Consider the following 12,602-nt stretch of genomic DNA (forward strand, 5'->3'; position numbering starts at 1 on the left):
GGGTACCGGTGCCCGCGCGGGCGGTGCGGGCGTTGTGGACCCGGGGGCCGGGGGCGCCCGGGGGGGGGGGGGGGGGGGGGGGGGGGGGGGGGGGCCGCCCCCCCCCCCCGCGGGCCCCCCCCCGGGGGGCGGGGGGGGGGGGGGGGGGGGGGGCGCCGGGCCGGGGGGGGGGGCCCCCGGGGGCCCGGGGCCCCCCCCGGGCGGGGCGGGGGGGGGGGCCCCGGGCGCCGTTCCCGCCGGGGGCGCTGCTGGCGGGAACGGTGGACGTGGTGCACGGCACCAACTTCGCGCTGCCGCCCGCGGTGCGCGCGGGCGGTGTGGTGACGGTGCACGACCTGGCCTTCCTGGACGAGCCCGCCGAGGCGGAGCCGGGTTTCGCCGACCTGGTGCGCTCCTCGGTGCGGCGGGCGGCGGTGGTGTGCACGCCGAGCGCGGCGGTCGCCGACTCGGTCGCGGAGCGGTTCGGCCTGCCCCGCCAGGACGTGGTGGTCACGCCGCTGGGGGTGGACCCGGAGTGGTTCGATGCGGTGCCGCCGGGGGCCGAGCTGCACCGGCTGGGCATGCCGGACGAGTACTTCGCGTTCGTCGGCGCCGAAGGCCCGCGCAAGGGCGTCGAGGTGTTGCTGCGCGCCCACGACCGGCGGCTGCCACCGCTGGTGCTGGCCGGTCCGGGCGAGGCGCGGCAGACGGGGAAGGTGCTGCGCACCGGGTACCTGCCGGAGCCGGAGCTGCGCAGCGTGGTGGCCGGGGCCCGGGCGTTGGTGCTGCCGTCGCGGGACGAGGGCTTCGGGCTGCCCGCGCTGGAGGCGCTGGCCTGCGGGGTGCCGGTGATCTGCTCGGACCTGCCGGTGCTGCGGGAGGTCACCGGCGGACTGGCCGAGTTCGTCCCGCACGGCGACGCGGCGGCGCTGCGCGCGGCGTTGCAGCGGGCCGCGGCGGCGGCGCCCGATCCGGCGGCGGTGGCGGCGCGGCGGGCGCACGCGGCGCGGTTCACCTGGCGCGGCTGCGCGGCGGCGACGCTGCACGCCTACGCCCGCGCGGCGAGCTGACGGGGCGGCGCCCGCCGAGTCCGCCGAGTCCCGGGTCGCCACGCCGTGACCTCGTCGATGCGCACTCGGTACCCGCCCATTCCCGGACCGTGACCGCGGCGCCCGCGATCCGTGCGACCGTGCCGGAGCCGCACCGCGCACCGTTCCGCATTCCTTTCGTTGCCACGATCCCGATCGATCGGTCGCCGGTCGATGTTTTTCCCGATCGATATGAGAGCACGCCGAGAAACGGTGTCGAATCCCACTGGGAATCGACCAATCGATTTCGGGACGGACTCCTGATCTGCCGCCAGAGAACCCGTTCGCGCCTGATCCCCTAATAGGGGAAAAGCACAGGGGGATCACCCCCATGTCCCGCCGCTCACCGCCCTCCTAGCGTGGTGACCACGGGCGGAACGGGTCGGCGGCGCGAGGGTCGCGGTGCGATCGGTCCCCGAAATCCGAGTCTTGGCCGACTCGGACCTGGCTGTGCGGCGGGTACCGATGACTTCGCCACAACCGTTCCGACCCGCTCGTGCAGCATTCCTGGGAACGGAGCGTGCGGACCGTGGAGACGGTGTACGAAATCCTGCGGCGAGTGGTGGCGGGCGCGGAATCGCGCGCCGAGTTCGCCGCCGAGCCGCGCGCATTCCTGGACCAGGCGGGCCTGCCCGAGCTGAGCAACGCGGACGTGGTGCACGCCGCTTCGCTGGCCCTCGACCTCGCACCGGTCGAGGTCGTCGACGAGTTCACCCGAGCCCTGCCCCCGGGGCTGGTGGTGCTCGCCGCCGACGGCGACGGCGTGCCCGCGGACGCCCTGATGCCGTTCCTCCCGAACGGTCCCGATGAATTGGAGAGCACGATGGCCACCCCGGAGATCTTCACCGCGCTCGGCGACGTCGAAGGCCTGCTGTCGCCGACGGCGCGCACCACCGACGAGCAGTCCACCGAGAACAGCGGCAACAGCACCGAGACGTCCCGCAGCGAGGACAGCACCGGCTCGGACAACCAGCTGGGCGCGCCGGTCGGCAACGGCAACGACGTCGGCCTGGTCGGCGACATCAACACCGGTGACATCAGCGGCCTGACCGGCGACCTGAACGCGGGCAACGTCGCGGGCAACGGCGTCACCGACGTGGTCGGCGGCCTGGAGGACACCGTCGGCGGTGTCCAGGGCGGCGACCTGACCGGCGGGATCTCGGACCTCACCGGTGCCGGGGACCTGACCGGCGGACTCGACCTCGGCGGCGTCGACGGCGGCGGCGTCATGGGTTCGGTGCAGGACGTCACCGGCGAGCTGCCGGTCGACGACGTGGTCGGCGGCATCGCCCCGATGGCGGACCTGACGGCCCCGCTGACCGCCACCGACGGCCCCGTCGGTGGCGTCGAGGGCACGGTCGAGGACCTGACCGGCGGCCTCGGCATCTGATCGGCCCGCGCGGGACGAAGGCCACCGGGCACTGCTCGGTGGCCTTCTTCGCGGGCGCCCGATTCGCGCCGTTCCTGGCCGGATCGCCGATTCGGCCCGTCGCCGCCCCGGTCGGCACCGAACACCGGGAGCACGGGCGGACGACGGGACGGGAGATCGGATGCGGCAGCCCCAGGGCGCAGGGGCGCGGGACGGGCCTGAGGCACTGCTGCTCCGGGTGGCCGCGGGCGATCCGCGCGCGTTCGAGCTGCTCTACGACCGGGTCGTGGTGCTCGTGCACGCGGCGGCCCGCGACGTGCTCGACGACGACGCGCACGCCGAGGAGGTCACCCAGGAGGCGCTGGTCGAGGTGTGGCGCACCGCCGCCCGGTACCGGCCGGAGCGGGGCGGCGCGATCGGCTGGGTGCTCACCGTGGCGCACCGGCGGGCCGTGGACCGGTTGCGCTCGGTGCGGTCGGCGCGGGCGCGGGACGCGCGGTTCGCGGCGCGCTCGCACCGGATCGCGCACGACTCGGTGGTGGAGGCGGTGCTGATCCGCAGCGAGCACTGCGAGGTGCGCAGCTGCCTGGCCGGGTTGACCGCGTTGCAGCGGGAGGCGGTGGCGCTGACCTACTACTGCGGGCTCGACCACCGGGAGGCCGCGCGCCGGCTGGCCGCCCCGGCGGCGACGGTGAAGACGCGGCTGCGGGACGGGCTGATCCGGCTGCGGGACTGCCTGCTCACCGCCCGCTGAGCCCGGGCGGCGCGTCGTCCCAGGCGCGCACCAGTTCCGCGTAGGTCGCGGAGCGGGCGGGCAGTTCCGCGGGCGTGCCGAGCTGCGCGCCGGTCCCGTCGAGCAGCAGCACCCGGTTCGCGCGCCGCGCCGAGCCGAGCCGGTGCGCGATCACCACCAGCACGCCGCCGCGCGCGGCGAAGGCGCGTTCGGCACGGGCCTCCGCGGGCCCGTCCAGGTGCGAGGTGGCTTCGTCGAGCACCACGATCGGCGCCGCGCTCGCGTGCACCCGGGCCAGCGCCAGCAGTTGCCGCTGGCCCGCCGACAGGTCCGCGCCGCCGTGGCGCACCTCGCCGTCCAGCCCGCCCAGCCGGGCCACCAGCTCGGCGGCGCCGACGTCGGCGGCCGCGGCCAGCAGGTGCGCGTCGGTGCTCCCGGCCGCCAGCAGCGCCACGTTCTCCCGCACCGTCCCGGCGAACAGGTACGCCTCCTGCGGGGTGAACGCGATGAGCCGGTGCCGCACCGCCGGATCCAGCTCGGTGACCACGACTCCCCCGACGCGCACCGAGCCGCCGGTGGGCGCGAGGGTGCCGGTGAGCAGCCCGGCGAAGGTGGACTTGCCGATGCCGCTGGGTCCGACGACCGCGAGGTGCTCGCCGGGGTCCAGGTCCAGGTCCAATTCGGACAGCACCGGTTCGGCGTGCTCGCCCCACCGGTGGGTGAGCCCGCGCGCCCGCACCCGCGGCCCGGCCGGGACGTCGCGCGGCCGGTCCGCGGGCGCCGCGCGGCCGATCTCGGCGAGCCGGTTCAGCGCCACCAGCAGCCGCAGCAGCACCGACCCGGTGGTGGCGGCCAGCCCGTGCAGCGCCGGTTGCACGGTGCCGGTGACGTACACGAGCGCGCCGAGCACCGCGCCCGCCGTGAGCCGCCCGCTCCCGACGGCCCACGGCGCGATCGCCAGCACCAGCAGCACCGGCAGCAAACCACCCCCGCCGATGATCAGGGTGCGCAGCGCGGCGGCGGTGGACATCCGGACCGCGGCCGCGGCCTGCGCGTCCACCGCGTCGCGCACCGCCGCGATCGCCTGCCGCTGCGCGCCGCAGGCCGCCACGTCCCGCAGCCCGGTGAGCACCGCCCCGGCCCGGGTCGCGGTCCGCTCGTCGGCGAGGGCGAGGCCGCGCTGGCGGCGGGCGAGCGCGGGCAGCGAGCAGCCGAACAGCGCCACCGCCAGCAGCACCGGCGGCGCCACCGGCCACAGCAGCAGCGGGTCCAGCGCGGCCACCCCGGCCAGTGCGGCGGCGACCGACACCAGCAGTCCCCTGGCCTGCACGAGCAGTCCCGCCGTCGCGTCCCGCACCACCTCCACGTGCTGGGTGATCCGGGCGACGCCCGCCGCGTCCGGTCCGCCGCGCGGCGGGGCGGTGTCGGCGAGCACGTCCCGCACGACCCGCCGCACCAGCACGTCGCGCAGCGGCTCCACGATGGCTCCGATGCGGCGCCACACGAACCGGACCCCGGCGGCGCCGACCACCGCGGCGGCGGCGAACGCGAGCAGCCAGGCCGCGCCGACGTCGAACCGGCCCGCGGCGAACCCGTCGTCGACGGCGTTGCGCACGAACGTCCCGGACAGCAGCGCGGGCGCGGCCTCCAGCGCGGAGCAGGCCAGCAGCACCGCCCAGCCGCGCCGGTGCCCGGTCAGGGCGCGCCGGTACTCGCCGATCAGCACGGCGCCTCCTCGGTGAACAGGGCGCGGTAGTCCGGGTCGGCCCACAGCTCCGCGTGCGGGGCGGCGCGCCGGATCCGGCCCTCGTCGAGCCACACCACGAGGTCGGCGCGGCCGGCGGTGCCCGCGCGGTGGGTGATCACGACCCGGGTCCGGCCGGGCAGCGCGGTGGTGATGGCGCGCTCCACCCGGTCCTCGGTGATCGCGTCCAGGCTGGCGGTGGCGTCGTCGAGCACCAGCAGCCGCGGCGTCCTGGCGAGCGCGCGGGCCAGCCCGAGCCGCTGCGCCTCCCCGCCGGAGAGCGGGACCTCGGCGAGCGGGGTGAGGTAGCCGTCGGGCAGCCGGGTCACCAGGTCGTGCACCTGGGCGGCGCGGCAGGCGGCGGCCACGTCCGCTTCGACCGCCCCGTAGGACACGGCGGTCGCCACGGTGGTGCCCAGCAGCACCGGCCGGGCGAAGGCGACGCCCACGTGCGCCGCCGCCGGATCGAGCTCCGCCGTCGGCACCCCGTCGAGCAGCACCTGCCCGCGGTCGGGCGGGCGCAGCCCGGCGAGCACCTCGGCCAGCGTGGACTTGCCCGCCCCGGAACGTCCGACGACGGCGACGATCGTGCCCGCAGGCACCACCAGGTCGATCCCGTCGAGCACCCCGCGCACCACGGCGCCGCGGACCCGCAGCTCCCCCGGCCCCGACGGCAGCACCCGGGAACCGGCCGGTTCCGGCGCGACCCGGTGCACCTCGGCGAGCCGCTGCGCGCAGGACCGGGCGCGGGACAGCGCGGTGAACAGCGCCGACTGCCGGACGACGCCCATCCCGGCGGTGGCGTAGCCGAGGGCGGCCAGCACCTCGCCGACGGTGAGCCTGCCCGCGAACAGCCCGAGCCCGGCCGCGCACAGCACCGCGATCTGCACCAGCGGTACCAGCAACCCGGCCCGCCACATCAACCGGGACTGGGTGCGCCAGGTGCCCGCGCCCGCCGCGCCGAGCCGGTCCAGCGGCCGCAGCACCCGCCGCGCCTCCTGTTCGGCGACCCCGGCGGCGGCGATGGTGCGCAGCCCGGTGACCGCGTCCAGCAGCCGGGCGCCGAGCTCGCCGGACGCCTGCTGGTAGCCGAGCAGGTCCGCGGCCGTGCTGCGCAGGTGCGACCGGGCCAGCAGCACCGCGAGCGGCAGCAGCACCACGAACACCAGCGCCACCCGCAGGTCCAGCCGCAGCAGCGCGCCGAGCGCGCCCACCGACAGCAGCACCGCGGTCGCGATCTCCACCAGCGTCGCGGTGATCCCGCCCGCGCCCGCGCAGTCCCCGGTGAGCCTGCTGACCGCGTCCCCGGCGGCGAACGGGCCGCGGTGGCCGAGCAGCACCAGCCGCTCGGCGAGGTCGGCCCGCAACCGGGCCGTGGTGGCGGCGGTGATCCGCGCCGACAGCAGCACCGCCAGCACCTGCGCGGCGATCCCGCCGCAGCCGAGCAGCAGCAGCGCCAGCAGCGGGGCGACGGCACCGCTGCCGGAGACGGCGGCGTCGACGGTCCGCGCGAGCGCCGCGGGCAGCAGCAGGGCGCAGCCGGTCGCCGCCAGCGCGATCAGCACCAGCAGCAGCACCGGCCACCGCTGCGCGCGCACCGCGGGCGCCAACACCCGTTCGTGGTCCACCATCCGGCGTCCTCCTCCGCTCCTCGGCCCTCGTGCCCTCCGCCGCCGTCGCGCGCGATCTGCCGCGGACGGCCCGCGGCACGGGACGGCCCCGGCACCGCGTGGGTGCGGGGGCCGCACTTCAGCCGTCGTCCGCCTCGGGATCGTGCTCCGCGTGGTGCCGCCGCTCGGCCGGCGTTCGCGCCGACCGGTGCCCACCGGTCGCGACCGGCACCGTCGCGGTTCCTCGACGTCCCGCTCCCGGGGGCGGCCCCGCCGTCCGGCGGGTGGGCCGCCGGAGGTGGGTGCGCCGCACCGGTTCGAGCGCGATGAGCGGGTCGTCGGAGCTCCGCCACCTGACCCCCGCGCGGCACGAGGCGGGCGACGCGGCGATCAGTGGCAGGTGAGCAGGCTCACCGTGCTGTTCGCGCAGGACGCGAGCAGGCTCAGGTTGCTGCCGTTGTCGCCGCCACCGCCGCCGCCGAACGAGGTCTCGTTCCGGGCTTCGAGCTCCTGGAGCTGCAGGACCATCTCCACGGTCGTTCCTTCCGTCGTTTCCTTCGTTGACCGGGCGGGATCCCGCCCGGAGTTCGTGGTGCCACCGGTCGCCCGGCGGGTGCGCGGCGCTCACGGCGCGGTGCGGGTGCGCGGAGCTCACGGCGCGGTGCCGAAGAACGGCAGCACCCGGCCGTGCCCGTCGAGCACGGCGGCGACGGTGGCGAGCACGCCCGCGCCGCCGGTGGCGACGTCGGTGGACAGCCGCAGCAGCTGGTTGCCGGGCATCGCGATGCCGCCGTCCCCGAAGGGCAGGGCGTGCCAGCCCAGCGCGGCCAGGTGGGTGCCGATGGCCGCGGTCCGCTCCGGTTCGGGCCGCCGCCGGTCCGCGGCGGCCAGCGCGGCGAGCAGCCCGCAGCGGCCGTGCAGCAGTCCGGGGTGGATGACGAACTCGCCGAGGCAGGCGGCCAGCAGGTCCGGTTGCCACCGCAGGCATTCCGCGCCGGGGTGGCGCAGCGCGAGCTCTTCGGCGACGAGCGCGATGCCCGCGCTGCCGACCCCCAGGTACGGCAGGGTGCGGGCGGTGCCGTCGCGCACCTGGAGGCCGCCGCCGTCGGTGCGGGCGCATTCGTCGAGGTCCCGCAGCAGCGCCCGGTCGGCCAGCTCCAGCCAGGCGCGTTCCCCGGTGGCGTCGTGCAGGTGCGCGAACAGCAGCGCGGGCCCGGACCAGCCGTCGAGCAGCCCGGCCCGGCCCACGTCGCCGGGCGGCGCGGCGGCGGGCAGCTCCGCGGCGAGCCGGTCGGCGAGGTTCAGCGCGCGGTTCAGCGGTTCCCCGTCGTCCCAGCGGTGCGCCAGGTGCAGCAGGTTCAGCGCGATGCCGGCCCGGCCCGCCCCGTAGCCGTGCCCGGTGGTCTGCGCGGCGAGCCCGGCGGCGGCCGCCACGAGTTCCCGCGCGGCTTCGCGGTGCCCGAGGTGGTCGAGCACGTGCGCGGTGCCGTGCGCGCCGTCGAGCAGCCCGGGCCGCTGCGGCGGGGTGCGGCGCACCGCGTCGAGCAGCCACCGCTCGTGCTCCGGGTAACGCCCGGCACCGGCGACGTCCAGCGCGAGCAGCACGCCGGCGGCGCCGTGGGCGATGCCGGTGCCGCCGACCCGGAACTGCTCGATGTCGCCGGGGAACAGCCGGTCCGCGCGTGCCGGGGTGGCGCTGCCGAGCACGCCCTCGGCGAGTCCTTTGCGGACGATCCCCCAGTCCGGCGCGGGCTGGTCCAGTTCGGTGGTGGCGGGCGCGGTGCCCGCGGGCAGCAGCCGTTCGCGCAGCGCACCGCCGTACTCGGCGGGCAACCGGAAGCGGCGGCGCGCCACGTCGACGAGCGCGTCGAGCTTGCCGGGCGCCAGTTCCAGCAGCGCGTTCAACGGCAGGAACATCCACAGCGCGAGCGCGGCCAACGCGTGCCCGTCGACCTCGGTGCCGCTGCTGCCGGGCGGGGCGCGGAATCCGGGCGCGCCGAGCGCGGGCCGCGGGGCGTCCACGTCCAGCGCGGCCATCTCGAAGTCGACGAGCGCCACCGAGTCGTCCTCGTCCACCAGCACGTTGAGCGGGTGCAGGTCGCCGAAGACGACGCCGCGGGCGTGCACCCGGTCGATCAGCTCCCGCACCCGGTCGAGCAGCGCGAGCGCGCGGTCGGCGTAGGCGGTGAGCTCCTCGGCGGTGGTGCCGCCGCGGGTGAGCGGGTAGTTGCGGGCCAGCCAGGCGCCGAGGTTGCGGCCCGGGACCGGTTCGACGACGAGGAACGTGTGCTCCCAGGCGGTGCACAGCTCGTGCACCGCGGGCACGCCGGGGACGCCGTCGAGGTGCCGCAGCACCTGGTGCTCCCGGCGCAGCCGCACCTCGGCGTCGGTGCCGTCGCGGTCCAGCCCGGCGTGCGGGCGGGCTTCCTTGAGCACCACTTCGACGCCGTCGGATTCCCGGGTGGCGCGGTACACGCCGCCGCCGTTGGAGAAGTGCATCGAGGACGTCACCCGGTACGGGAACCGGGTCGTCCCCGGGTCCCGGCGGGCGGCCAGGTGCGGTTCGAGGAATGCGGGCAGCCGCACCCAGCCGGGCACCGAGAATCCCGGTCCGCGCGCATCGGGAACGAGCGCTCCGTCGGGCCGTTCTACGGCGAGCACCCGGGTTCCGCCGACTTCCACCCACCGCTGCTCGAATCCGCCGTAGCGCACGTACAACGGACCGGAACCGCAGCGGAGATCGCTCAGCACGTACGGCCCGGATTCGCCGCGCAGCGGTGCGGACAGTTCGAGGAGAATGCGTTCGAGGTGGTTCTCGTCCACCGGGTAGAGCGTCATGAACTTCCCGCTCGACGAACGCGACGCGTATTTGGAGTTCCGCGCGAGGAGCACGTCGCGCCCGGCCAGGTGCTTGAACGCGATCCGGTTGCGCAGGCAGTACCCGCCGACGGTGCGCAGCACCCGTTCCGCGTTGTGCAGGGTGGCCGAGACGTGCACCTTCCACCCCTGGGAGGGCAGGTCCACGCCGCGCGGGCGCAGCATCCGCCAGCCGCCGGCGGTCGCGTCCGACCAGCTCGGGACTTCCGGGAGTTCGAGCAGCCGCGCGTATTCGCCGGGACCACCGGAAGCGCCGTTCTGCTCGTCGAAGAACAGCGGATCGGCGAAGCAGAATGCTTCGTACCGGAAGTCCATGGCACACCTTTCCCCCGAGCGCAGATCACGTGATTTCCGCGACATCCCAGTCGGTCCGACAGTTCGCCGGCCGCGGTGAAATTTCCTCATGCCCGGAACCGGCTGCCAACCCGCCGAACAAGTGATCGCACTAGGCTCGAAGAGTGACTACTTCGGTCTCGTTACCACCAGGTACCGCAGTCGTTCGCGCACCGATCCGGAGCAACGATCACCCATTCGCCTGTAACACCGGCGCTGGCAGCGGAAATGGTTCAACGGAAACCGCGCGGCTCGAATCGAATGCAGGAACAGCGGAACGGCTCGAAGAATGCGCGCGCAATGAATGCGGGCCGCGGGCAGCCGTCCGCGAACGCCCCGGAACCGGGAGCGGCGGCCGTCCCGGCCCTCCCCGCGAACGCGCCGGAACCGGGAGCGGCGGCCTCCTCAGCCCTCGCCGCGCAGGGCCGCGCCGTCCACCTCGAACGCCGCCGCCAGCGCCGAACGCCAGTCCCGCAGCGGGCTCAGCCCGGCCGCGTTCCAGGCGCGCGGCGAGAGCACCGAGTAAGCGGGCCGCGGCGCGGGACGCGGGAAGTCGGCGGTGGCGCACGGCAGCACCCGGTCCGGGTCGGCGCCGATCTCGGCGAACACGGCGCGGGCGAACTCGTACCAGCTGGCCCGCCCGGAGTTCGTGCAGTGCAGCACCCGGTCAGCCGGATCGCGGCGTTCGACCAGCAGCCCGGCCAGCTCCAGCAGCCCGGCCGCCAGGTCGCCGGTCCAGGTGGGGCCGCCGACCTGGTCGTCGACCACCGTCACCTGCTCCCGCTCGCCGGCGAGCCGCACCATCGTCTTGACGAAGTTCCCGCCCCCGGCGCCGTACACCCAGGAGGTGCGCACCACCCAGGCCCGGTCGGCGGCGGCGAGGACCGCGCGCTCCCCGGCGAGCTTCGTGCGCCCGTACGCGGTGCGCGGGCCGGTCTCGTCGGACGGCTCGTAGGGCACGTCGGCGGTGCCGTCGAAGACGTAGTCGGTGGACAGGTGCACCAGCGGCACCCGGCGCACCGCGCAGGCGCGGGCCAACGCCGCGGCACCCGCCTCGTTGATCGCCGCGGCCCGTTCCGGCTCGCCTTCGGCGGCGTCCACCGCGGTGTGCGCGGCGGCGTTGACGACGACGGGCCGGAGGTTGTTGTCCCGCGCGGTCTCGGCGAACGAGTCCACCGCGTCGGTGACGTCCTGCTCGTCGCGGACGTCGAGCTCGCCGGAACCGGGCGCGTGCACCAGGCCGAGGCGGCCCTGCGCCCGGCGGTGCAGTTCGCGGCCCAGCTGGCCGCGGCCGCCCGGCACCAGCAGCGCGATCTCGTCCAGCCCGGTGATCGGGCCCGCTTCCCGTTCCGTCATCGGCTGATCGTCGCCGCCTGCTTCAGCGGTTCCCACCAGGCGCGGTTCTCCCGGTACCAGCGGATGGTGTCCGCGAGGCCCTCGCCGAAGTCGACGACGGGCCGGTAGCCCAGCTCGGTGCTGATCTTCGCGTGGTCCACCGAGTAGCGGCGGTCGTGGCCCTTGCGGTCCTCGACGTGGCGCACCGCCGACTCGTCGGCGCCGAGTTCGGCGAGCAGCCGGTCGGTGAGCTGCCGGTTGGTCAGCTCGGTGCCGCCGCCGATGTTGTACACCTCACCCGGCCGCCCGGCCCCGGCGACGAGCTCGATCCCGCGGCAGTGGTCGGTCACGTGCAGCCAGTCCCGCACGTTGCCGCCGTCGCCGTAGAGCGGCACCTGCCGACCGTCCAGCAGGTTCGTGATGAACAGCGGCAGCATCTTCTCCGGGAACTGGTACGGCCCGTAGTTGTTGGAGCAGCGGGTCACGCAGACCGGCAGGCCGTGGGTGCGGAAGTAGGCGCGGGCCAGCAGGTCGGAACCGGCCTTCGCCGCGGAGTACGGCGAGTTCGGCTCCAGCGGATCCCCTTCGGGCCAGGAGCCCTCGTCGATGGAGCCGTACACCTCGTCGGTGGAGACGTGCACGAACTTGCCGACCTCGGCGGCGAGCGCGGCCTGCAGCATCACGTCGGTGCCGAGGACGTTGGTGCGCACGAAGTCGGAGGCGCCGAGGATCGATCTGTCCACGTGGGACTCGGCGGCGAAGTGCACCACCAGGTCCACCCCGCGCATCAGCTCGCCGACCAGCTCGGCATCGCAGATGTCGCCCTGCACGAAGCGCAGCCGCGGGTCGTCCGCGACGGGGCGCAGGTTCTCCCGGTTTCCCGCGTAGGTGAGCTTGTCCAGCACCACCACTTCGGCGTCGGCGAACTCCGGGTGGTCGCCGCCGAGCGATCGCCGCACGTAGTGCGACCCGATGAAACCGGCACCGCCGGTGATCAGAACTCGCATGGCACCTTCCCGAAAGAGCGGCCGGGCCGGGTGGTGGCCCGGTCCGGGCTGGCTTCGCCCGCAGTCTGCCACGCGCGCGGCCGGCCGGATCACGGTACCGGCGGGATCTCGTGCGCAGCGGGTTGTGGGGGGTTTCCCGGCGTCTACCCGAGCGCCGGGAGGCACCCGCGGGGGCTCGTGGACCGTTGCGGAGAATGAGATCGGGCAGCGCTCGGCGTGATCGAACCTGTCCATCGTTCGAGTGACACCGATCGTCCCGCCCGCGCGCAACCCCAGCGGCAGATCACCGTTAGCCTGCACGGTGACCCCGCCGAGGATCACCCCGGCGAGGTGTAACGCTCGCAAGGCAGGCCCTGAGGAGGATTCGGCGTGGACGACCGGTCGCGACGGCCAGGTGGCCCACCGGGGCAGCCGGGCAGGCCCGTCCCCCCGCGCGGGCCGAAGGGCGGCCCGGCAGGCGGTGTCCCCGGCAGGCCCCGCCCCGGCGGCGCACCGGCCGGTCGGGCGGGGTGCGTTCGGGCTTGGGG

9 protein-coding genes are annotated in these 12,602 nt (G+C 75.9%); 3 read left to right on the forward strand and 6 right to left on the reverse strand.

What is annotated here, in order from left to right; translation table 11 throughout:
• Positions 1–23 precede the first annotated feature (23 nt).
• From LCD33_RS26995 to LCD33_RS27005, 3 genes are all read left to right on the forward strand, one after another.
• The gene (locus tag LCD33_RS26995; protein ID WP_224978423.1) at positions 24–1,049 is read left to right on the forward strand and encodes a glycosyltransferase family 1 protein; all 1,026 of its coding nucleotides are present in this window, start codon (positions 24–26) and stop codon (positions 1,047–1,049) included.
• 547 nt (positions 1,050–1,596) lie between these two features.
• Complete coding sequence (locus LCD33_RS27000; protein ID WP_224967645.1) at positions 1,597–2,457, forward strand: hypothetical protein; 861 nt, start codon at positions 1,597–1,599, stop codon at positions 2,455–2,457.
• Positions 2,458–2,617: 160 nt separating this feature from the next.
• Positions 2,618–3,190: a sigma-70 family RNA polymerase sigma factor gene (locus tag LCD33_RS27005; RefSeq protein ID WP_224962107.1), complete on the forward strand. Its 573-nt coding sequence runs from the start codon at positions 2,618–2,620 to the stop codon at positions 3,188–3,190.
• On the opposite strand, the gene LCD33_RS27010 is transcribed toward LCD33_RS27005, so the two are convergent.
• From LCD33_RS27010 to rfbB, 6 genes are all read right to left on the reverse strand, one after another.
• Positions 3,177–4,895, reverse strand: coding sequence for an ABC transporter ATP-binding protein (locus LCD33_RS27010; protein ID WP_224962109.1), 1,719 nt, complete (start codon positions 4,893–4,895; stop codon positions 3,177–3,179). The genes LCD33_RS27005 and LCD33_RS27010 overlap by 14 nt on opposite strands.
• Positions 4,889–6,544: an ABC transporter ATP-binding protein gene (locus LCD33_RS27015; RefSeq protein WP_224962111.1), complete on the reverse strand. Its 1,656-nt coding sequence runs from the start codon at positions 6,542–6,544 to the stop codon at positions 4,889–4,891. The genes LCD33_RS27010 and LCD33_RS27015 overlap by 7 nt, the downstream gene beginning before the upstream one ends.
• Before the next feature lie 369 nt (positions 6,545–6,913).
• Positions 6,914–7,051, reverse strand: a complete 138-nt coding sequence (locus tag LCD33_RS27020) for a SapB/AmfS family lanthipeptide (protein WP_255615140.1) — start codon at positions 7,049–7,051, stop codon at positions 6,914–6,916.
• A gap of 123 nt (positions 7,052–7,174) precedes the next feature.
• Positions 7,175–9,715 (reverse strand): class III lanthionine synthetase LanKC, encoded by a 2,541-nt coding sequence (gene lanKC, locus LCD33_RS27025; RefSeq protein ID WP_224968926.1) that lies wholly within the window; start codon positions 9,713–9,715, stop codon positions 7,175–7,177.
• Between the two features lie 423 nt (positions 9,716–10,138).
• On the reverse strand, positions 10,139–11,089 hold the full coding sequence (gene rfbD, locus LCD33_RS27030; RefSeq protein ID WP_224962117.1) for a dTDP-4-dehydrorhamnose reductase: 951 nt from the start codon (positions 11,087–11,089) through the stop codon (positions 10,139–10,141).
• A complete protein-coding gene (rfbB, locus tag LCD33_RS27035; RefSeq protein WP_224962119.1) occupies positions 11,086–12,075 on the reverse strand; it encodes a dTDP-glucose 4,6-dehydratase in 990 nt (329 codons plus the stop codon). The genes rfbD and rfbB overlap by 4 nt, the downstream gene beginning before the upstream one ends.
• Positions 12,076–12,602: the final 527 nt, after the last annotated feature.

It is taken from the genome of Saccharopolyspora sp. 7B, from assembly GCF_020177435.1.
In the GTDB taxonomy this organism is placed as follows: domain Bacteria; phylum Actinomycetota; class Actinomycetes; order Mycobacteriales; family Pseudonocardiaceae; genus Saccharopolyspora_C; species Saccharopolyspora_C gregorii.

Coding starts and splice junctions, on each gene's coding strand:
- LCD33_RS27005 (WP_224962107.1), top strand. CDS start 2,618: ATGCGGCAGCCCCAGGGCGCAGGGGCGCGGGACGGGCCTGAGGCACTG.
- LCD33_RS27015 (WP_224962111.1), bottom strand. CDS start 6,544: ATGGTGGACCACGAACGGGTGTTGGCGCCCGCGGTGCGCGCGCAGCGG.
- LCD33_RS27020 (WP_255615140.1), bottom strand. CDS start 7,051: ATGGTCCTGCAGCTCCAGGAGCTCGAAGCCCGGAACGAGACCTCGTTC.
- lanKC (WP_224968926.1), bottom strand. CDS start 9,715: ATGGACTTCCGGTACGAAGCATTCTGCTTCGCCGATCCGCTGTTCTTC.
- rfbD (WP_224962117.1), bottom strand. CDS start 11,089: ATGACGGAACGGGAAGCGGGCCCGATCACCGGGCTGGACGAGATCGCG.
- rfbB (WP_224962119.1), bottom strand. CDS start 12,075: ATGCGAGTTCTGATCACCGGCGGTGCCGGTTTCATCGGGTCGCACTAC.